Origin of the sequence: Pseudomonas sp. PONIH3 (assembly GCF_002934345.1) — a bacterium.
Lineage (GTDB): Bacteria > Pseudomonadota > Gammaproteobacteria > Pseudomonadales > Pseudomonadaceae > Aquipseudomonas > Aquipseudomonas soli.
In genome coordinates this window covers 4,741,048-4,760,704 of sequence record NZ_CP026386.1, presented here as the reverse complement: position 1 = coordinate 4,760,704, position 19,657 = coordinate 4,741,048, and the positions used below count along the sequence as shown (strand labels likewise).

Genomic DNA, 19,657 nt, shown 5'->3' with positions numbered 1-19,657 from the left:
GTTTCTCCCTATGCGTCCAGCAGCGGCTTGTGCTTGATGTGCCGGGCGAAGACCTGCATGAACTGCGGATCGACACGCGCACCCCAGACCGCCAGCGAATGGCCTGCGATCCACAGCACCACACCGGGAATCCAAAGCTGCAGGCCCAGCCCGACGGCGGCGGCCAGCGTGCCGTTGGCGATTGCCACGGTGCGCGGCGCACCGCCCAGCAAGATCGGCTCGGTCAGCGAGCGATGCAGCGGCACTTCAAAGCCCGGAAGATCTGTGGCCGTGCTCATACGACGGCCCCACCTGAGAAGCTGAAGAACGACAGGAAGAAGCTCGAAGCCGCGAAGGCGATGGACAGGCCGAAGACGATCTGGATCAGCTTGCGAAAGCCGCCACTGGTATCGCCGAAAGCCAACGCCAGGCCGGTGGCGATGATGATGATCACCGCGACGATGCGGGCGACTGGCCCCTGGATGGATTCGAGAATGGATTGCAGGGGACCTTCCCACGGCATCGAGGAACCGGCGGCCTGCGCAGTACCCGCCAGCAACAACATCAACACGGCGAGTAGCAGCCCTTGCCCTGCGGGTCGGGCCAGGCGGCGCAACCGCGCCATGCTGGACAGGCGAGAAAACGGATTTACGGAAAGACGGAAAGCATCAACGTGCGTCATGGCAGTTCTCCAGGTTGGTCAGTGGTCAGGGAAGGCGCAGCGGCAGCGGCTGCAAGAGGAACCGGCGGCAACTCGGGAAGCGGCGCTTCCAGTGCATCCGCCAGGCGGTAGCCCGCGCCGTCGAAACCGACGACGCGAGAAATGGTTTCGACGTGGCGTTTGCGGCCACGGCCTGCGATGTGGATCACCACATTGACCGCCTCGGCGATCAGGGCGCGGGGCGGATTCACCGCGACTTCAAGGATCAGTTGCTCTAGGCGCAGCAGTGCGCCCAAGGCAGAGCCGGCATGGATGGTGGCGATGCCACCGGGGTGGCCCGTGCCCCAGACCTTCACCAGATCCAGAGCTTCGCCGCCGCGCACTTCGCCGACGATCACGCGATCCGGGCGCAGCCGCATCGTGGCGCGCACCAGTTCCTGCATCGACACCACGCCTGCGTGGGTGCGCAGCGGCACATGGTCACGGGCCGCGCATTGCAGTTCGATGGTGTCTTCGAGCACCAGTACGCGGTCGCCGGTGGCGGCGATCTCGGCCAGCAAGGCATTCGCCAGTGTGGTCTTGCCGGTACTGGTGCCTCCGGCGATCAGGATGTTCTGCCGCTCACGCACGGCATGACGCAGGAACTCGGCCTGCCCTGCGCTCAGGATGCCGTCGGCCACATAGCGATCCAGACCGATGATGCTCACGGCACGCTTGCGCAGCGCAAAGGCCGGGCCGGGTGCGGCGGGCGGCAGGATGCCCTCGAAGCGTTCGCCGGTTTCTGGCAGTTCGGCGGTCAAGAGCGGTTGGCCGCGATGCACCTCCGCGCCGACATGGGCGGCGACCAGGCGGATGATGCGTTCGCCATCGGCCTCGGGCAGTTCGACGCCCAGCGGTGCGCGGCCAGAGGACAGCCGATCCACCCACAATGTCCGGTCGGGGTTGAGCATCACTTCCACTACGTCCGGGTCTTCCAGCGCGGCGGCAATCACCGGCCCCATCGCCGTGCGCAGCATCTGGATGCGGCGATCCTGGGACGCCGCAGCGGATGAACGCGGTTCGGGCGGGATTTGAGGAACGGCACTCATGGCGTACGCTCCGCTGTGCGTTCATGGGCGGCTACCATCGCCGCCGCGTCATCCATGCGCATGCCGAACTCACGATCTTGGGAGTGCAGCTCTTCCACCACGTCGCGCACCAAGCTGCGGCCACGCAGCAGGTGGCGGCCCAACTGTTCGACGAATTGCTCGAAGCGCGCCTTGCCCTGGGCGCGGGCTGCATCCTGATGGGCTTCGGGCACCGGCGTGCTGACGGTCAGGAAGTAGCGGATGAACAACGCCAGCGTTTCTATCTGGATGTTCTGATCACGCTCCAGACGCTCGGCCTGCCGCGACAGGCGGTCCAGCCGTTTGGCGATGGCGGCCTCGCGCTGGTCGCCCGCGTCTGGCGACAGCCAGGACGCCAGCGCCGCCGCGACGATGGACGACTTGGACACGCCTTTCTTGGTGGCCAGTTCATCGAGCCGCTTGGCGTGCTCATGCTGGATGAACAGGTTCAATCGGTATTGGCTCATAGGTCGATTCCGTCGTTGGGGTCGAGAGATGCCAGCCGCGCCGTGCGTTGCAGAGCGGGATCGAGCTGGCCGGGAAGCAGCTGGGGCATGTCGTCGTCATCGAGCAGCGACAGATCGCTGGTCGTGGCATCCATCTCGGGGGCATAGGCGATGGCTTCGGACAGTTCGGGCTGACGGCGGGGGCCGCCGTCATCGGTCGAACCCAGGGTCTCCAGGTCATCGGCGAATGCCGTGGCCGGTGCCGCAGGAACCGCAGGTATTGCCAGGTCGCTCCAGTCGTCAGGTCGTACCGGCGGCACATCGGCATAGCGGCCTGCTGCCACCGCAGGCGGCGGTAATACCCGTTGCTTGAAATTGGCGTCGGCGAAGTAGCGCAACTTCTTCGCCTTGATCGGCGCGACGCTGGACACCATCACCACCGCCTCATCGGTCGGTAGCTGCATCACTTCGCCTGGCGTCAGCAGCGGACGTGCCGTTTCTTGGCGCGACACCATTAGATGGCCGAGCCACGGTGCGAGCCGGTGGCCTGCGTAGTTGCGCTGGGCGCGCAACTCAGTGGCCGTGCCCAAGGTTTCGGAAATGCGTTTGGCCGTGCGTTCGTCGTTGGTGGCGAAGGTCACACGCACATGGCAGTTGTCCAGAATCGAATGGTTCTGGCCGTAGGCTTTGTCGATCTGGTTGAGCGACTGGGCGATCAGGAAGCTACGGATGCCATAGCCCGCCATGAAGGCCAGCGCCGTCTCGAAGAAGTCCAGCCGACCCAGCGCTGGGAACTCGTCGAGCATCAGCAGTAGCTTGTGGCGGCGCTCGATGCCGTCGGAGCCATCCAGCGATTCGGTGAGCCGTCGCCCGATCTGGTTGAGGATCAGCCGGATCAGCGGCTTGGTGCGGCTGATGTCCGAAGGTGGCACCACCAGATACAGCGACACCGGATACTCGGATGCGATCAGGTCGGCGATGCGCCAGTCACAGCGCGAGGTGACTTCGGCCACCGTCGGATCGCGGTACAGGCCGAGGAAGGACATGGCGGTGCTCAACACGCCCGAGCGTTCGTTGTCCGACTTGTTCAGCACTTCTCGGGCAGCGGATGCGACGATCGGGTGAGGTGCATCACCCAGGTGCTTGGTCGTCATCATCCGATGCAAGGTCAGCTCGAAAGGACTGGCCGGGTCGGAGAGGAAATTAGCAACGCCGCGCAGCGTCTTGTCCTCGCCGGCATAGAGCACGTGCAGGATGGCCCCGACCAGCAGCGCGTGCGAAGTCTTCTCCCAGTGATTGCGCTTCTCCAGCGCGCCTTCGGGATCGACCAGGATGTCCGCGATGTTCTGCACGTCGCGCACTTCATGCGCGCCGCGCCGGACTTCCAGCAGTGGGTTATAGGCTGCCGACTTCGCATCGGTAGGGTTGAACAGCAGGCAATGCGAGAAGCGCGAGCGCCAGCCTGCTGTGATCTGCCAGTTCTCGCCTTTGATGTCGTGGATGACTGCGGACGCGGGCCAGGACAGCAGCGTCGGCACCACCAGGCCTACGCCCTTGCCCGAGCGCGTGGGCGCGAACGTCAGGACGTGTTCCGGGCCTTCATGGCGCAGGTACTGCCCGGCATGCAGGCCGAGAAAGACACCAGCAGGCTGCGTGAGCCCGGCCTTGCGAATGTCGGCGGCATTGGCCCAACGTGCCGAGCCATAGGTCGTGACCAGGCGCGATTGCCGCGAGCGCCACACCGACATGGCGATGGCGACCGCCACGGCCAGTAGGCCGCTGCCCGCCGCGATCATGCCGCCAGTGTCGAAGACCTGCGGCGCGTAGGCGTCGAAGAAGAACCACCACTCGAACAGCTTCCACGGGTAATAGACCGGCGTGCAGTACAAGTCGAACCAGGGCGAGCCCAGGCGTAGCTGATAGCCCAATGCGGCGGCTGTCCATTGCGTGGCACCCCACACACCGGCGATCACAATGCCGAACACGGCGGCGATCTGCCCGAACAACACACCCTGAGCTTGCATACCCTGGCCTCCGATTTCTCCTGCGCTGATTCCCCGTGGAAAACGCGGCACAAAGGCGTGCCGCAGGCGTCAGGATCGGTGTCGGTTCAGTGCCGGTCAAAGACCGTTATCGGCAGTAAGGTGATACAAAAAGCATGGTTTCATGCAGGGACGAAACCAGTAAAAACGCCGCAGGCTTGAGCGCGCTGCGGCGTGTCGAGAAAGAAAGTCAGGATATGCGGCAAACCGCCAACGGTCAGAACTTCGGCGGCGTCTCCGATGGCGTGTAAGGCACCTTGCCGTCTCCGAAGAAGCGCTTGTTCGTTGCTTCGGCCACGCGGTTGCACAGCACATCGCCCATCGTCGGACGCTCGGTCTTGCATTGGCGGCGCAGCTCCTTCAAGCGTTCAGGGGCGGCAGCCAGTTCTTCGACGGTAGGCACATTGGCTTGCTGTTTCGGCGGCTCGGACGGTCCGCAGGCCGTAAGTGCAGCAACCAACAAGAACGGGGTAATCAGCTTCATGGTCATGGATCGTTGTCCTCCAGGGAGTCGGGTTCAACGGGTGATGTAGATCTGTAGCCTTCTGGTGATTCGATGGCCAACACGCGCTCGATGAAGCGCTCCAACACGTCCGAGGATTCGCCTTCCCGATGCAGCACATAGGTCGTCAGCATGGGCGCACGCCCCGCGAGTGGCCGGGCGACAACGCCGGATTCGCGGCTGGCCGCAATGTGCGGTGCTCCGGTGATCCCCAGCGCAAAGCCCGCTGATACCAGGGCCATCATCAAATCGCACGAAGACACACGCTCGGCAATCAGCGGTTCCGTGTCCGCCCGGCGTAGCACACGCTCGACCTGGCGCGCATGGCCTTCGCATGCTTGTGGATCGCACAGCACCAGAGGATGGCGCAGCACCTCTTCCAGCGGGATGCGTTTGTGCCTGAGCAGCGGATGCCGAGCAGGCACTGCCACCATCAGGGGATCACTCCAGACTGCTTGAGCCACGACGCCATCGCCCACTTCATCGGCCTGCGCGAAACCCACGTCGTACAGGTCGTCATGCAGCCCTTTGATCTGCTGAGACAACGGCACCTCGAACAGCCGGATCTCTACTTCGGGTTCCTCCTGCCGGCACAGCGCCAGCAACGCCGGCAGGCGCGAAGGCGTAATGCCGTCGGACAGGGCAATGCGCAATTGCCCATGAAAGCCGTTGGCCGCTGCCTGCACGCTGTCGCGGGCTTGCTGCAAGGCCGTGAAGATGCGCGGCACATGTTCCAGAAACAGCTTGCCCGCCCGTGTCAGCTGTGTGCTGCGGCTGGTGCGGATGAACAACTGTTCGCCCAGGTCTTCTTCCAGTTCCTTGATGGTGCGCGACAGCGGCGACTGCTCGATGTGCAGCCGCTCGGCGGCCCGGGCGAAGTGGAGTTCCTCTGCCACAGCCAGGAAACAGCGCAGATGCCGAAGCTCCATCGCGCGCCCTCCCGTCAGCCCGCTAACCGCTGCGTTCTCGCCAGCATCAGCAACAACACGCAGACCAGCAGGGCTGCACCGAGGTTGTAGAGCATGCCGGCCACGAAGGCCGAGGCGTACACGCCGGCCTGTGCGGCAACACTTTCATCGGCAGCCAGCGCCGCTGCGAACAGGATGCCGACCACGGCCACACCCAGCGCCGCACCGACCTGCTGCACGGTCGAGATCACGCCCGACGCCATGCCGGCCTGCGCTTCATCGACAAAGCCCAGCACCAGATTCAGCAGCGGCGTCATGATGAACCCTTGGCCAGCGCCAACCACGACCAGCACGGGGATCAGCCGCGCGGGCACCAGCTCCGCGCCAGCCATCCACACCTGTGCGATCAGCAGCCCGATGGACACCGCATAGACCATCGCACCCGCCACGATGGCCCGCGTCCCCCAGCGCGCCACCAAACGTGGCGCGGCCAGGGATGCCAGCACGAAGCCCACGCTGCACGGCGCGAAGATGCTGCCCGCCATGAAAGGGTCAAGTCCCAGTCCGGTCTGCACCAGCAAGGCGAAGCACAGGAAGAAGGAACTGGACGTGGAATAGACCAGCAGCACCAGCACCGCGCCCAGCGCGAAGCGGCGCTGGGCCAACAGGCGCATGTCCACCAGTGGCAAGCCGCCCGCCATACGCCGTTGCTCTTGCTGCCGATGGAACAGGGCCAGCAGCAGCACCGCCACACCTAGCGACAACAGGCTCCACGCCGGCCAGCCCTGCCCAGGCCCCTCGATCAGCGGCACCAGCAGCAACGTCAGCCCGGCGCTGACCAACGCCACGCCCATCCAGTCCAACGCCGGGCGCTGCGGTGCGCAGGACTCGGGGATGGTGCGTGCCGACGCGATGGCGAACAGCCCAATGGGCACGTTGATGAGAAAGATACTGCGCCAGCCCAGGCCGAACAGATCGGCATGCACCAGCCAGCCGCCAAGCACCTGCCCGGCGATGGCCGCCAGGCCCAGCGTCATTCCCAGCAGGCCAAAGGCGCGGCGGCTGTCGTCACCGTCGAAGTTGACGCGGATGGACGCATAAACCTGTGGGAACAGCAAGGCGGCAGCCAGCCCTTGCAACACCCGCGCACCGATCAGGAATTCCGCGCTGGGCGCCAGCCCGCACAAGGCCGAGGCCAGCGTGAAGCCGGCCATGCCGGTGACGAACAGACGCCGTCTCCCGAACAGGTCGCCCAGCCGCCCGCCGGTAATCAGCAGCACGCCGAAGGCCAGTTCATAGCCAGCGACGATGAAGCCGATCTGCGCGAAGTTCGCGCCCAGATCGGCCTGCATGCTGGGAATGGCGACATTGACCACGAACAGGTCAAAGATCGTGACGAAACCGGCCAGCAGCAGCACGGATAAACCGAGCCACGGCGGGCCGCTGACGGCGCGCGCAGGCGGCGTCGAGAGGCAGGAATTCGAGTTCATCTTGCGTATCCAGGGTAAAGACGCGATCATTCTCAAACTCTTTTTAAACAATTACAATTTAACTATTTATGCTATTACTTAAAACAACGAGATAAATGATGCGAACTCTGGAACGAACCCGCTCCGATCTGGCGGCTTTCCTGCGGGCGCACCGCGAACGCCTTTCGCCTGCCGACGTGGGCTTGCCCAGCGGTGGCCGCCGCCGCACGCCAGGACTGCGGCGCGAGGAAGTCGCCGCGCTCGCCGGTGTTGGTCTGACCTGGTACACATGGCTGGAACAGGGGCGCGACATTGGCGTGTCGGCCACCTTTTTGGATAACCTGGCGCGGGTGCTAAAACTGGATGCTGCCGAACGCCGCCACCTGTTCCTGCTGGCCCACGAACGGCCGCCCGCCGAACCGGGCAAGACCTGGTGCGTGCTGCCGCCGATGGTGCGCCGCCTGATGCACGATTTACCGCACCCGGCCTTCGTGCTCAATCTGCGATGGGACGTATTGGGCTTCAATGCACCGGCTGATGCACTTTTCGGTTTCGGCAAGCACACGCCCGAGCGGCGCAATCTGCTCTGGCTGCTGTTCACCGATCCGGCCCTGCATGCCCGTTTCCACGAATGGGAAGCACAAGCCCCGCTGATGCTCTCCAGCTTCCGCCGTGACTTCGCCCGCGCCACGCAGGAAGCGGACATTCATGAACTGGTGGATGAGCTGGAACGGGTGTCGCCGGAGTTCAAGGCGTGGTGGCGGACGCATGATGTGCATGCGTCCTGCAACGGCGTGCGCAAAATGGTCATCAACGGTCAGGCCGAACCGTTTGAGCACACATCATTGACGGTTGACGAAGACCGGCACCTACGGTTGGTGGTGTATGCGCAGCAGCTCAAAACCGCTGACGGTGAATGATGAGTCGATAGCGTTATCCAATCGTTGGCCCACGCTGCCGTCCAATCTCCCACGACACCCCGCCGCCGCGTACTGTCGCAGCGAGCTGCTGCCCCAGCCGCTGTTCGATCACCGGCTTCCACGGCACGAGGCTGAACCCCTTGCCGTTGTCGAGCATGGCGTAACGCCCGCTGGCGAGCATGACCGAGCGCCGGTAGATACCGGCCAAACGCTGACCGTCCGTGACCGGGCGATGCTCCAGGCCGGTCTCGGCGGCAATGTCCTTCGCGGCTTGCGTCAGTTCCCGATTGCGCAGCGTCGCCAGCAGATTGCGGGCCAGGATCACGCGCTGGCCGCGCTTCTCCGCCAGTCCCTGTTCGGCTAGGAAGTTGGCGCGCTGCTGCATGGCTTGCTTAACGTCGCCGCCAAAGCCCAGATCGCCCAGCCCTTTGCCGCCGCCGATCAGTTGCTGGTCGAGCCAAGTGGCCCCGATCACGCGGGCCTGCCGCTCGATGGGAAGATGGGACTTCATTTCCACGGCCACGCCACCCAGGCGCTGCGCGTCGTACTGGCGGCCACGCTCGGCCAGGTCGTCCGGCACCTTCCATAGCCCTTCGGCCACGCGCTCCACGATGCCCGCCCGGCGCAGGGCTTCCAGCCGCCGAACGTGGGCGGCGACAACCTCCTGCGGGTTGCGTCCGGGCTTGACGCGGCCTTGCTCGATCGCCAGGTGGTGATCGGTGCGGTACAGGCCATCGCTTGCCAGTGCGGCGATGTTCTTGTCGGCCGCCCGTACTTCGGCGGAACCGCGCACCTCAACCACGGCTCCGGTGGGATAGTTCGCCAGCTCATCGCGGGCATTGAGCGCGACGTAGTGGGCCTTGCCGTCCACGCCGTCGATGACCAGATAGCCCCGGTCGCGCAGCTCGTCGGCCAGCCCCTTGGTGGCCACGCGGCCGACGATGGTTCGGCCACTTTCATTGTCATCTTGGCCCGGCTCGAACACCGCCAGCTCGCGCGGCTGGCCGCTCATGGCGCGCTGCATGGTGCGGATGATGTCGCCGCGCTCGCCCAGGGCGCGCAAGGTTTTCTCCGCGTCGGCATGGACAGCCCAGGTGCCCGGCTGCGTCTCGTCGGCTAGGCCCAGGCGCTGCAAGCGTTGCAGCCGGCCGATCAGCAGCAGGCGCTGGCGTTGCAGCGCCGGTGCGTTGAACTGTTCGATCTGCACCCTGCCATCGTCGCCGGCTTCGCGTTGCAGCGTCCGGTCGAGACTCGTCCACCGCTCCTGTTCCATCTCGCGCCCCAAGGTCTGCTGGATCTCCAGTTCGGTGCGCGGCCCCAGCCATTCCGTCGCCAGCTCGGCGGCCCGGTGGCGGAAGCCGTGGGCGATGTAGTCGCCGGCGATGATGAGGTCTTTGCCGGTGTCGTCGCGCCCGCGCACGATCAAGTGGGTATGCGGGTTGTCGGTGTTCCAGTGATCGACCGCCACCCAATCCAGGCGCGTGCCCAGGTCGGCTTCCATGCGGTTCACCAGATGACGGGTGTAGGTGCGCAGGTCGTCCAGCTCGGCGCCGTCCTCCGGTGAGACGATGAAGCGGAAATGGTGCCGGTCGTCGGCGGCCCGCTCCTTGAAGGCATCGAGGTCGGCTTCGTCGGTCTGCGGCCCGTAGGCCCGGCCCGGTTCGCCATCGCGGCCCGCGCCGTCGCGCTCGATGTAGCGCAGGTGCTTGGCGAGCGACTGCGGGCTGGCGTTGCGCTGGTTGACCAGCAGCGTCTTGATGGTCACGCGCCGCGACATGGGCGTGAGCTTCGCGCCCGCGAAACGCGCCGCCGTGTGGCCGCGCCCCAGGCGTGAACCGGGCCGCTGGCCGGCGCGCTGGCCGTTGCCGCCAGTGGCAGGACGGCGCACGGCCGGCTTGCCGCTGCTGGCTTTGCCCGCTTGCTTGAGCACCTTGGAAACGAAGCTCTGCCCCTGGCCCTTGCCCCGGTTCTTGGGGGCGCTGGGGCGCACGCGGAAATCGTCGTCGCGGCGGTCGTTCATGGTTGTGCCCTCTGCAAGCTCTGGCGTGTCCGGTCGTACAAAGCACGCGGATATGCCTTCATTGGCGCGGGTCTCGCGCCCCACGCGGCACGGCGGCGAAGCCGCTGCGTGCCGCGCCACCCCCATGTGCAGACTGGCTTTCGACGCGGCCCGGTGCCGCGTCCTTTTGTCTTGCCTTCCGCCTTTGCCCTTCGCTGTCGCTCCGGGCCTTGTCGGCCCGGCGGCGTTGCTGCACCAGCAGCCAGCCCGCCGGCGAACGCGACGATGGCCACAGGCCGGGCACGTTCGAGGCAAGACGCCTGCACGCTGGACGGCTGCGCCGGATACAGCGCGAAGTGCGACGCGGATGCGCTCGCGCTGCACGCGCGACGACACGGCGATAGCAGCCTGAACGGCATGCCCGATGGCACGATGAGATGCACGGCAACGTGCAGCGAATCGACGGCCATCATGGGCGTATCTCCAGCCAGACCGGGTGCGCGACGCCGATCACGGCGGATGCGCTGACCGGGCCGAAATAGCGGCTGTCGAACGACGCCGGGTTGGTCGCGCTCAACAGGAACAGCTCGCCCTCGGCCAGCGCCCGGCAATGCTGCCAGGATGGCAGCGGCCGGCCCAGCCGATCGGCAGGCAGCGCGGCGGCCACCGGCACGCCGTCGATGCGAACCTGCCCGGCGACGATGCAGACGTGTTGCGGCGCGACCGCGCCCACACGTTTGAGCAGCGGAATGTGTACCGGCAGGTAGCCGCGCTGCGCAGCGAGCACGCCAGCGTCGGCAGGCAATCGGGTCAGGACGATGCTGCCCACGGACAAGGGACGTGGCAGCGCGGCGGCTCGATGGTCGAGCGGCTGCACGCGATACCAGCCGACCGGAACGCTGTCGGATGGGTTGTAGATCAGGCGCGGCAGCGGCTGCGCGAAAACCGTCCAGGCCAGCGCAGTGAGGCCGGCTGCGGCGAAGCCCGCCAGCACGAGGCGAGCGCGCAGGCGCGAGCGAGGCAGCGGTGCGGCTTCGGGCGTGCGTGCGGCGGTGGGATGGGCTGTCATGGCAGCGCCCTCCCGGCCAGCCAAGCAGCGTGCCGCTCGGCGGTGTATTCGGGCAGCGGCGAATGCGCGGCGAGCCGGTTTGCGAGCGTGCGCCAGTACGCGGGCGACACGTCGATGGCAGCGATCCCCAGCGCCTCGATGCCGTCGATGCGTTCCAGCACGGCGCGCACGCTGGCATCGCCTTCGGCGTGCAGAAGCAGGCGTGCGCCCGGCCGCACGCCAGGGATGCGCTGCACGGCATCAAGCGGTGTAGCAGCCTGCATCACCATGAGCTGCCAGCGGATCGTGCCGTAGTCATTGGCCTGCCAACGAACGCGGCAGAGAATTGCACCCGGCATGAACATGGCACAGCGCCGCCAGCGATCAAGCTGGAGCGTGCGCGCTGGTTCGCCGAAGCGCAGGTAGAGCTTGAAGCGAGGTTCGATATAAGCCAGAGCCACGCGCGTCAGCGGCGTGCTGACAGGCTGGCTGGAAGAGGCTTCATGGGTAGCCGTGACCGCGATGGCGGCAGGTGCGGCAGCAGACAATACGGATGTGGTCATGGCGTGTTCTCCCTGCGGTGTTCTGGAAACTCGCGCTCCAGCAAGCCGCGTAGCAGGTCGGCAACGGTCACGCCTTGCGTGAAGGCCGACACCTTGATGCGTGCCCGCATGGCAGGCGTGATGTCGAGGGTCAGGCGAGCGGTGTAGAGGTCGCCCTTGTTGAGCGCATCCGCGTCGCCTTGGCGAATCCACGCCTCGGCGTGCGGATTGGCGGGCGGACGCGCGCCGATGCCGACCCGCTTGGCCGGGCGTTTGCTGTTGGGTGGGTTGCTGTTGTCGCTCATGACGGCCACCGCAACAGTTCATCGACCAGCGTGGTGATTTCCTGCGCTGCAGCGCTATCGGGGGCTGTCTCCCGCGCCAATCGCCCCGCAGCCACGCTGTCGGCAAAGACGATGCGCTGACGCACCTCGCTGCGCAGCGCTGGCAACGGTTGTTCGGCCAAGGCTTGCCGTGCTTCGCGCCCAATCACCGTGGTGCTGACGCGCCGGTTGATGACGAAGGCCGCGCGTAGCGCAGGCCGGAACACCTGAGCCTCACGAATCAGCGCCACCATCTCGGCGCTGGCCCACAGGTCATAGGGGCTGGGCTGTACCGGGATCAGCACCCGTTCGGCCGCCAGCAGCGCAGAGCGCGCCAAGGCTGCGATCCTGGGTGGCCCGTCGATGATGACGTGATCGGCCCGCCTGGCGAGTTCTGGGGCTTCCTGATGCAGTGTTTCGCGTGCCAGGCCCACGGCGCTGAACAGCCGGGGCAAGCCCTGCTGGCTTCTGCGCTGCGTCCAGTCCAGTGAGGAACCCTGCGGGTCGGCATCCAGCAGGACGACGTGCAGGCCGCGCAGCGCCAGTTCGCCAGCGATGTGCGTGGCGAGCGTGGTCTTACCGACGCCGCCTTTCTGGTTGAGCAAGGCGACGATCATGGCATGCCCCTCCAGCACAGAAGGCCGGGCGGTTTTTGCCGTGCCGAACGGGATGATTTTTGCGGCTTTGCCTGGCTGGTTTTTCGGCCTGCGGCAGTTATCCACCGCAATGCTGTTTCTCTATCAATAGTTAGAGAATTTAAGTTAGTAATGTTAGAGGGATCGCAAACCCGCGCCGTTACTGGCTTTCCGGCGTTTTCGTACTCCTGATAGCACGATAGGCATACTCCTGATAGCACGACACCCCTTACTCCTGATAGCACGACCCCATCCACAGCTTGTCCCGCTGTTATCCCCGTGCCGTCTGCGGCACGGGCCGAAAGGTCAGCAATTCCATGTCGTCCTCGGGAATCCGCACGATGCCCAGCTCGTATCCCGGCAGCGATTGCCGGGCGACCAGCGCCCGCAGGTCGTAGGCGAAATCCGAAAACCGCGTGCTGCTGCCCGACTTGCGGTGCAGATGCCGGAAGTCGAACTGCCAGCCGTATTCCTGCCTGCCGCCATGCTTGCGCACCAGGCGGTACAACCAGCGCTCGATGCCTCCCGTGAGTCGGAAGTACGTCGGGTCGATGGTCAGCACCAGGGCGGCGTCCAACACGCCCGCATAGAACCAGTCCGGCAGGATCAGCTCGATGCCCAGCGGCGTGCCGTTGGCATCGGCCAGTTCCTTCCATTCGTTGATCCACGAAAAGCGGTGCAAGCGCCTTCCCGTGGTTTCGCGGATGGACGTGGCCACCGTGGTCGATTGCAGCCGATCCAACGCGGCCTTGAGACGCTGGTAGTCGCGCAGCGACTTGCCGCGTCCGATGAAGCGCAGGATCTCGTAGGGCGTGGCCTGCATCCGCCGGGACGGCTGGATGCCCGAGTCCTTGGCTTCGACGATCTGGCTGGCGGCCCAGATCAGGATGTCGGCATCCCAGATGGTGGCAATACCATGCTCCTGCGTGCCTTCCACGCGGATGGTGATGTTGCCGCTGCGGAAGTCGATCGGCGCTGTGCGCCGCGACTTCGCCAGCGAGAAGAACGGATAGGCCATCAAGTCCTGGGCATCGCGCGGTGCCATGTCCTCGCCCGGCAGCGCGCGGAACAGTTCGAGCTGTTCCCGCTGCTGCGCTGGTCGCTGCCGCAGCGGCAGCGATGGGCTGGACATGGCGATGGCCATCGGCGAGCCAGAGGTCAACGGCCGTCACGGTAGTCGCCCGCGTGCCGCTCGGCATATTCCGGGTCGGAAGTCGCATCAAAGCTGCGTGCATCGGCCCAGGCATCGAGGTCGCTTACAGCGTACATGACGCGGCGGCCGAACTTGCGGAACTTCGGCCCGCCGCCGATCACGCGCTGTTTCTCCAGCGTGCGCGGCGACAGCCGCAGGTAGTCGGCGGCTTCGTCGTTGGTGAGATAGCGTTGGGGCTGCGCGGGCGCAGCGACAGCAGCGGCGGCAGGCCGCAAGGGAGCGGGTCGCATGGGATGGTCCTCCATCAAGCCCGGCCACACCACGCGGCCGGATAGAGGCACTTTCAAGAAAGATGGGCTTCTTGCTAAGGGACGAAATGCAGGGGCTGCAAAACGTCCCCCTTACTACGATGCAACCGGCGGAAGCTGCGCCAGGCTGCGATAGCCACCGCGCATCAGCGCCTCGCCACGCCGCACCAGCCGACGTACACGAGCGCGCACAGCGCTGTCCTTGTGCCAGTCGGCCACGACGGCATCCACGCCAAAAAGCCCTTCGGCCACCTCACGCAAGGACGCGCCCGCCAGGGTCGCGTCCAACGCCTGCAAGGTATGCACTTCCTGAAGCTGGCTTAGCGAAGGCCGGGGCCGCGCAGTGGCGGCAGGAGCTGCATCCGCCGCAGCGGCGCCTGTCCAACTCGACGGCAAGTGCGTGGTATCGAGCACACGGTACAGCGCAGACCCGGATGGCATAGGAGTAAGCCATGCCGTCGGCCAGGCCGGGCGCGAGCACGAAGCGCAGGCAGCAGCCGGGCCAGCGCGCCACCAGCATCAAGCGCTTGCCGTCATGGATCAGGTGTTTGTGTCCCGGCAGCTTCCAGAACTCAAAGCACAGGGCATCAGGCGGCGGGTCGGCATCCGGGTAGAGCTGCACCACGGTATCGTGATCGGGGAACCAGGCCGGGTGCGCGTCCCGCGCATCCAGGGCGGGATCTTCCAGCAGGCGCAGCCCCCAGCGCTCGACCGCATCAGGTTGGCGACAACGGCGCAGCCAGTCGCGCCGGTAGTCGGGATGGCGGCGCAGGTACTCCCAGGCCAGCGCCGGGCCATCCAGATGCAGAACGTAGAGATAGGCCGCCGTGGCATACCACGGCTCGGCACTGCGATCAGCCATGAGGCAACCTCCCTGTGCTGGGGGTGCGTCGCCACGGCGAAACGGCGTGCTACGAGGCCATCGTCAAAACGTCATGGGTGAAGCGTAAACTGGCAGTGTCAAGACCGATGAACTCCGATGCGTTGCTGAAATCGTCCGAGTGCGACGGCGGCAACGCACTCCAATGGCATGCCGCGTCGGTCAGCTTGCCGCAGCCCGCGCCAAGCATCATGACCGTTTCGATCTGGCACGCACCGCTTCGGTGCAACACTGTCGATTCAGACCGAACGGGTCACAGACCAGACCGAAATAGACACAGTGCGCCACCGCTTCGCGGTGGCCCTCAATCGGTGATCGAACCGTTGTCTTCGGCCAACCGAAGGTATTCCGACAGCCGCCGCAACGGCTGGAAGTAGCGATCCCGCATCACGGGCTGTTGGCGTGGCCCGACGATGGCGGCTAGGTCAGACAGCTTCACCGTACCCAGTGCTGGCATGCCAATTCCCAAGTCGATCAGGCCGTGGGCGGTATCGCCATCGGCTGGGTCGAGCGAGGCCAGCAGCCAAGTGGATTGCGCATCTGGCGTGAACAGGCGCACCACGGGCAACGGGTCGGTGTCCTGCCCGACGGCGCTAGCCTCGCCGTTGGCCAGCAGGCGCGTGCGCTCGTCGGCGGTGATTAGCGGAGTCATGGCTGTACGCCCACGGATGTGGAGAGCATCAGAGGCTCTTTCCCGCTTTCCCACGAAAGCACAGATGCGCGACCCCACGCATCCGCAGAAGCGTAGAAGTACGAAGGCACATGTACGGGAGTCAGGAAAGGCACGAATCAGGTTCCCCGCTTTTGAAGAAAGCCGCCAATGCGGATTTCAGTAAAGGCACAAAAACAGGTGAGATTGGATGAATGAGTTAAATATAACGTGGTTTTAATTGTGCTGCGAATCGACGCTTCTGTCTATGCAGAAGCGAACCGTCCAGCGCGGCCGACCGGCCGGCTCTACCACCTTCGACGCCGAGCTGGCCCAGGCCTTCGGCGCGGCGGTGCGTGCGCTGCGCACGGATCGAGGCATCGCCCAGGAAACGCTGGCCAACCTGGCCGGCATTGAACGCTCGCATGTGGGCAAGATCGAGCGCGGCGAGCATTCACCGACCCTGGCGATCATCTTCAAAATCGCCGGTGCGCTGGAGTGCAGCACAGCAGCGCTGATGGCCGAAGCGGAAAACCGACTTTCGGCTTCCGAGACGTAGCGCTCCGCCGCGATGGACGGGGCGCTGCGGCGGTTACGCCGCTTTGGGCTTGCTACGCGACCAGATCAGGTCGTGTGCGCCGTCCTCGCCTTCGATCAGGCGGGCATAGACCGTAGCAGGGAACGATGGATCGTCAAGGGTCACGGACACATAAGGGCGTCCGGCCTCGCTGGTCTTTTTCCACGCTGCGCCGATGTCGTGGCCAGCCGCTTGCAGGCGGTAGTCGGGTGCGCTCTCGTTGTCACTCTTGTCGTTGGGAACCAGCTTGACCTTGACGTTGAGCGTCAGGGTGCGAAGTGTGCCGGTGAAGCCGTTTTTCTCTGCGGTGAAGGTGCCGATGTTAGCCATGATGATTTCTCCTTTCGGGTTGAACAAGGTCGCGCCAGTGCGTCCTTGTTGTGATCCGCCCGGCGGGGGATGGGCTGGCCGCACCGCGGAGCGGTCGCAACAACGTGGAGAACCTGGAGGAGAAAGGAATTTGTCCCGCGAGGAATGCGCGCAGCGCAGGGGAAATTGTTTTCGTCGCAAGGTTGCGGTCATAAAGCCCAAGGCGCAGCCGCGCCACCGCCAGGATTCACGACAAGACAAGGACGCACGGGCCGCCCGCTCCCGAATGGAGACATGGCCGACTCGGCATCCTCGCATGACAACTTCACCGGCTTGTTCCCTGACGCGGCCAGGTCAATGCCCCAGCAACAAGGTACGAGCGCTCCTGCCACAACTTGCGGCCACATGCTTGATGCGTGGCGTGGAAGCTCCACATCGAGGCCAGGTGGTGTGTTGGTGAACCGTCCTTCGTGACGTACTGGCAACGAACCGCCAGCGTCGAGCACGGCACGCTTTCGTGCAACCTGCCGCAGCAAGCCGGGGCGTAGCCCCACAAGCGCCGCCCATTGCGGCGAGGTGCTGTCGGAATGTCGGCGGCGCGTGCGCCGCTGCACTTGCATGGCTTCAATGGCTTTTGCGCACAAGGCGACTTGTGCGCGGCCCCTTTGCCGCCTGACCGAAGGCGGCAAAGGGGCGTTTTGGCTTTGAGCCTTGAAACCGGGCGCGGCCACCGCCGCGCCCGGATTTTTGGTATTCCCGCGCCCAAGACGGAACGGCTTGGGCGCGGGGTTGCTTCCTATTCTTTAGTTTCGATGATCCACCACACGGCACGCGGCAAGGCGCGGCCCGTGATGGGGTGTAGGTCGGTCAGGTCGGCGCGGGCTATCCAGCCGCGAGGCGGGCGGTAGCCACGCACGTCGCCATCGCCATGCCAGCGGCGGGCGCGTACCGTGCCGGGGGCGTAGGTCGAGGCCATGCGTGGGCGGTTCGTGGTGTTGTGGCTCATGGGGGAATCCTCGGCATGAAGCGCCCCGGCCGGAACCGGGGCGCTATCTGTGGTGCAAGGTCACGCAGCCAGTGCCTCGGCCTGCGGCTGCTCATCCGCTGCTGCTGCGGCTTCCTCCTGCACTTCGGCTGCCTCGTCCGTCACCACCTCCTGCGCGGCCTGCTACGTGGCTTTGGCGGCGAAGATGGCGGGCATCCAGCCGGTGCCATCGGCCAGCCGTTCGGCTTCGCTGGCAATGTCGCCTTTTTTCAACTTCACCAGCCGGGTGACGTGCTCCGGTGCGAATTCGCCCACGGCTTCCAGAATCGCGGCCTTCGGCACATGCTGGAAATAGCCGTCTGCGGTCGGCTGCCACCATGCCGCCATGTCCAGCCCCACCGCCTGCGCCAGTTCGGCACCCGGCTGGTGCTGCGTGACGCGGGGCGTCACCACATCGACCGTGGATGCCACGCATACGGCCAGCAGGCGCACCAGTTCATCCTGCGACTTCGCCAGCAGTGCGGCAAACAGTTCGGCGCTGTCCTCCGGCAAGGCTTCACCCGCTACCTGTTGCAGTTCGCGCAGAGCCACGGCGGCGGGCGATTCCGGCCAGTCCGGGGCCATGCCTTCCAGCCGGTCTTGCTGGGTCAGCTTCACGCCCAGCGGCAGATCGTGGCCGTAGTAGCTGCCGTGCAATACGGTCTGCACCATGCCATGCACCAGCGCAGCCAGCGCCACTTGTGGATGCCGTGCGACTTCGATTTGCAGCGCGGCGGTGCGGTGGGCGCTCAACCGCTGCGCCAGCCGGTCGGACATGGCGGCGGGCTTGGGGGCGTCGTCGGCTTCCTCGCCGGTGTCGTCGTTCCCGGCTTCGCCTTCGCTGCCGAAACCCTGCCGCAGTCGTTCAAGCGTGCGCAGTGCCTTGGCCTCGGCTTCGCGCAGCAGGCCACGATGAATCACGGCCACGCCGTTGCGGTCGATGGTGACGATGGCACCGGCGGCAGCTTTGACGGCTTCCCCGTAGTCCTGCAAGCCATCTTCCAGCGCCTGCAACTGTTCGCCCAGATGTTCGCCTTCCTCCTGCAAGGCGTCGGCCTTTTCTTCGTCCTCGGCGTCCAGGGCGGCATCCACGGCCTCGGCCAGCGCCTGCATCTTGGTTTGCAGCTTCTCGATGCGTTGGGCTTCGCGCTTGTTCGGGCTGCGGCGCTGCCTCGGGGCGCGCTGGAAGGCTTGCAGGTCGGCATGGGTCGCGCCGGGGGTGGCATCCACCCATGCCCAGCCTTCGGCCTTCACCTCGGCGGCAAGGCTGGCCAGCTTGTCCTGCGCCAGCCGTTCCAGCAACGTGGCATCGGTCAGATACACGCCACTATCGGCTTCCGCGAACAGATCGCGGCGGGTGCCACCGCCTGCGGCCTCGTAAGCATTCAGCCCAACGAAGCGCACCAGCGGATGCCGGTGGGCATCAATCTCGCGCTCCGTCAGGCGGTCGCGCAGGTTGTGCGGGCTGCGCTGCCATGTCGGCGCATCGTAGAACGCGGCTTCCTGTGCGGTGTGGTCGTCGGTGATGGCAAGTGCCATCAACTGGTCAAGGCTCACGGCGTCGGCTCGATAGTCGGCCAGCAGGCGCGGCGACACGTTGGCGAGTTTCAGGCGACGCTGCACCACCAGCGGCGTGACGCTGAAATCGGCGGCAATGTCCTCGATGGGGCGGCCTTCGGCCACCAGCGCGGCAAATGCCTCGAACTGGTCGGCGGGGTGCATGGCTTCACGCTGCACGTTCTCGGTCAGGCTGGCGGTGCGGGCAGTGCCATCGGCCACCAACAGGCAAGGCACCTCCCATTCCTTGCTGATGCGGTGCTTCTTCGCCAGCAACTTGAGGGCGGCAAGGCGACGGCCTCCGGCCACGACTTCGTAACGCTCACCGTCAGCGGTCGCGGTCACGATCAGGTTTTGCAACAGGCCGACACGCTGGATGCTGGCGGCGAGTTCAGAAATCGACATGCGCGGGGTCTTGCGCACGTTGCGGCCCGTGGGGCGCGACACCAGCCGCGACAGCGGCACCAGAATCAGATTCTTGCTCGGGTCGGCGGCTTCCAGCAGCACGGCAGGCGCGGCGCTGGCTGCGGCGTGGATGGCTTGGGCTTCGGTGTGGTTGATAGCGTTCATGGTGAAAACTCCTTGCGATGATGGAATGCAGCAGCGAATAACGCGGCAAG

21 protein-coding genes and 2 pseudogenes are annotated in these 19,657 nt (G+C 65.5%); 3 read left to right on the top strand and 20 right to left on the bottom strand.

Features of this window, described 5'->3' with window-relative positions:
• Window positions 1-8: 8 nt before the first annotated feature.
• The 8 genes from C3F42_RS22120 to C3F42_RS22085 all read right to left on the bottom strand — a co-directional run bounded on the left by C3F42_RS22120 (window position 9) and on the right by C3F42_RS22085 (window position 7,134).
• Window positions 9-278: a VirB3 family type IV secretion system protein gene (locus tag C3F42_RS22120; RefSeq protein ID WP_003462917.1), complete on the bottom strand. Its 270-nt coding sequence runs from the start codon at window positions 276-278 to the stop codon at window positions 9-11.
• The gene (locus C3F42_RS22115) at window positions 275-661 is read right to left on the bottom strand and encodes a TrbC/VirB2 family protein (RefSeq protein ID WP_003462919.1); all 387 of its coding nucleotides are present in this window, start codon (window positions 659-661) and stop codon (window positions 275-277) included. Before C3F42_RS22115 ends, C3F42_RS22120 begins: the two co-directional genes overlap by 4 nt.
• Window positions 658-1,728 (bottom strand): P-type conjugative transfer ATPase TrbB, encoded by a 1,071-nt coding sequence (gene trbB, locus C3F42_RS22110; RefSeq protein ID WP_003462920.1) that lies wholly within the window; start codon window positions 1,726-1,728, stop codon window positions 658-660. Before trbB ends, C3F42_RS22115 begins: the two co-directional genes overlap by 4 nt.
• Window positions 1,725-2,213, bottom strand: a complete 489-nt coding sequence (locus C3F42_RS22105) for a CopG family transcriptional regulator (protein WP_104444911.1) — start codon at window positions 2,211-2,213, stop codon at window positions 1,725-1,727. The genes trbB and C3F42_RS22105 overlap by 4 nt, the downstream gene beginning before the upstream one ends.
• Window positions 2,210-4,216 carry a conjugal transfer protein TraG gene (locus tag C3F42_RS22100; RefSeq protein ID WP_003462945.1) on the bottom strand — a complete coding sequence of 669 codons (2,007 nt, stop codon included), beginning with the start codon at window positions 4,214-4,216 and terminating at the stop codon, window positions 2,210-2,212. The genes C3F42_RS22105 and C3F42_RS22100 overlap by 4 nt, the downstream gene beginning before the upstream one ends.
• 235 nt (window positions 4,217-4,451) lie before the next feature.
• Window positions 4,452-4,718 (bottom strand): EexN family lipoprotein, encoded by a 267-nt coding sequence (locus C3F42_RS22095; RefSeq protein ID WP_026031985.1) that lies wholly within the window; start codon window positions 4,716-4,718, stop codon window positions 4,452-4,454.
• A gap of 2 nt (window positions 4,719-4,720) precedes the next feature.
• Window positions 4,721-5,665 carry a LysR family transcriptional regulator gene (locus C3F42_RS22090; protein WP_003462948.1) on the bottom strand — a complete coding sequence of 315 codons (945 nt, stop codon included), beginning with the start codon at window positions 5,663-5,665 and terminating at the stop codon, window positions 4,721-4,723.
• Window positions 5,666-5,679: 14 nt separating this feature from the next.
• Entirely contained in the window at window positions 5,680-7,134 is a 1,455-nt protein-coding gene (locus C3F42_RS22085) for an MFS transporter (RefSeq protein WP_104444910.1), read from the bottom strand.
• A 98-nt stretch (window positions 7,135-7,232) separates the two neighbouring features.
• Here C3F42_RS22085 and C3F42_RS22080 point away from each other — a divergent pair, with 98 nt between their 5' ends.
• Window positions 7,233-8,033: a helix-turn-helix transcriptional regulator gene (locus C3F42_RS22080; protein WP_019439189.1), complete on the top strand. Its 801-nt coding sequence runs from the start codon at window positions 7,233-7,235 to the stop codon at window positions 8,031-8,033.
• A gap of 13 nt (window positions 8,034-8,046) precedes the next feature.
• On the opposite strand, the gene C3F42_RS22075 is transcribed toward C3F42_RS22080, so the two are convergent.
• The 5 genes from C3F42_RS22075 to parA form a co-directional block, all read right to left on the bottom strand.
• Window positions 8,047-10,053, bottom strand: a complete 2,007-nt coding sequence (locus C3F42_RS22075; protein ID WP_104444909.1) for a relaxase/mobilization nuclease and DUF3363 domain-containing protein — start codon at window positions 10,051-10,053, stop codon at window positions 8,047-8,049.
• Between the two features lie 448 nt (window positions 10,054-10,501).
• Window positions 10,502-11,101, bottom strand: a complete 600-nt coding sequence (locus C3F42_RS22065; RefSeq protein ID WP_019439191.1) for a S26 family signal peptidase — start codon at window positions 11,099-11,101, stop codon at window positions 10,502-10,504.
• On the bottom strand, window positions 11,098-11,643 hold the full coding sequence (locus tag C3F42_RS22060) for a DUF2840 domain-containing protein (RefSeq protein ID WP_104444907.1): 546 nt from the start codon (window positions 11,641-11,643) through the stop codon (window positions 11,098-11,100). The genes C3F42_RS22065 and C3F42_RS22060 overlap by 4 nt, the downstream gene beginning before the upstream one ends.
• The gene (locus C3F42_RS22055; RefSeq protein WP_028968586.1) at window positions 11,640-11,927 is read right to left on the bottom strand and encodes a hypothetical protein; all 288 of its coding nucleotides are present in this window, start codon (window positions 11,925-11,927) and stop codon (window positions 11,640-11,642) included. Before C3F42_RS22055 ends, C3F42_RS22060 begins: the two co-directional genes overlap by 4 nt.
• On the bottom strand, window positions 11,924-12,562 hold the full coding sequence (gene parA / locus C3F42_RS22050; protein WP_033946851.1) for a ParA family partition ATPase: 639 nt from the start codon (window positions 12,560-12,562) through the stop codon (window positions 11,924-11,926). The genes C3F42_RS22055 and parA overlap by 4 nt, the downstream gene beginning before the upstream one ends.
• On the opposite strand from parA, the gene C3F42_RS29995 reads away from it, so the two are divergent.
• Window positions 12,561-12,692 (top strand): hypothetical protein, encoded by a 132-nt coding sequence (locus C3F42_RS29995; RefSeq protein ID WP_256586222.1) that lies wholly within the window; start codon window positions 12,561-12,563, stop codon window positions 12,690-12,692. The genes parA and C3F42_RS29995 overlap by 2 nt on opposite strands.
• A gap of 159 nt (window positions 12,693-12,851) precedes the next feature.
• Here C3F42_RS29995 and C3F42_RS22040 read toward each other — a convergent pair whose 3' ends face one another.
• From C3F42_RS22040 to C3F42_RS22025, 4 genes and pseudogenes are all read right to left on the bottom strand, one after another.
• Complete coding sequence (locus tag C3F42_RS22040; RefSeq protein ID WP_104445329.1) at window positions 12,852-13,712, bottom strand: replication initiator protein A; 861 nt, start codon at window positions 13,710-13,712, stop codon at window positions 12,852-12,854.
• Window positions 13,713-13,738: 26 nt separating this feature from the next.
• Complete coding sequence (locus tag C3F42_RS22035) at window positions 13,739-14,023, bottom strand: AlpA family transcriptional regulator (protein ID WP_014859391.1); 285 nt, start codon at window positions 14,021-14,023, stop codon at window positions 13,739-13,741.
• Window positions 14,024-14,137: 114 nt separating this feature from the next.
• A pseudogene (locus C3F42_RS22030) lies at window positions 14,138-14,903 on the bottom strand (DUF2285 domain-containing protein).
• A 322-nt stretch (window positions 14,904-15,225) separates the two neighbouring features.
• Window positions 15,226-15,573: a DUF2958 domain-containing protein gene (locus C3F42_RS22025; protein ID WP_104444906.1), complete on the bottom strand. Its 348-nt coding sequence runs from the start codon at window positions 15,571-15,573 to the stop codon at window positions 15,226-15,228.
• A gap of 265 nt (window positions 15,574-15,838) precedes the next feature.
• Between C3F42_RS22025 and C3F42_RS22020 the strand changes: the two genes are divergently transcribed.
• Window positions 15,839-16,129, top strand: coding sequence for a helix-turn-helix domain-containing protein (locus C3F42_RS22020; RefSeq protein WP_003462979.1), 291 nt, complete (start codon window positions 15,839-15,841; stop codon window positions 16,127-16,129).
• 33 nt (window positions 16,130-16,162) lie between these two features.
• Here C3F42_RS22020 and C3F42_RS22015 read toward each other — a convergent pair whose 3' ends face one another.
• The 3 genes and pseudogenes from C3F42_RS22015 to C3F42_RS22000 all read right to left on the bottom strand — a co-directional run bounded on the left by C3F42_RS22015 (window position 16,163) and on the right by C3F42_RS22000 (window position 19,607).
• The gene (locus tag C3F42_RS22015) at window positions 16,163-16,477 is read right to left on the bottom strand and encodes a DUF736 domain-containing protein (RefSeq protein ID WP_003462980.1); all 315 of its coding nucleotides are present in this window, start codon (window positions 16,475-16,477) and stop codon (window positions 16,163-16,165) included.
• Window positions 16,478-17,252: 775 nt separating this feature from the next.
• Window positions 17,253-17,462, bottom strand: a complete 210-nt coding sequence (locus C3F42_RS22005) for a hypothetical protein (RefSeq protein WP_003462985.1) — start codon at window positions 17,460-17,462, stop codon at window positions 17,253-17,255.
• 60 nt (window positions 17,463-17,522) lie between these two features.
• A pseudogene (locus C3F42_RS22000) lies at window positions 17,523-19,607 on the bottom strand (ParB N-terminal domain-containing protein).
• Window positions 19,608-19,657 lie beyond the last annotated feature (50 nt).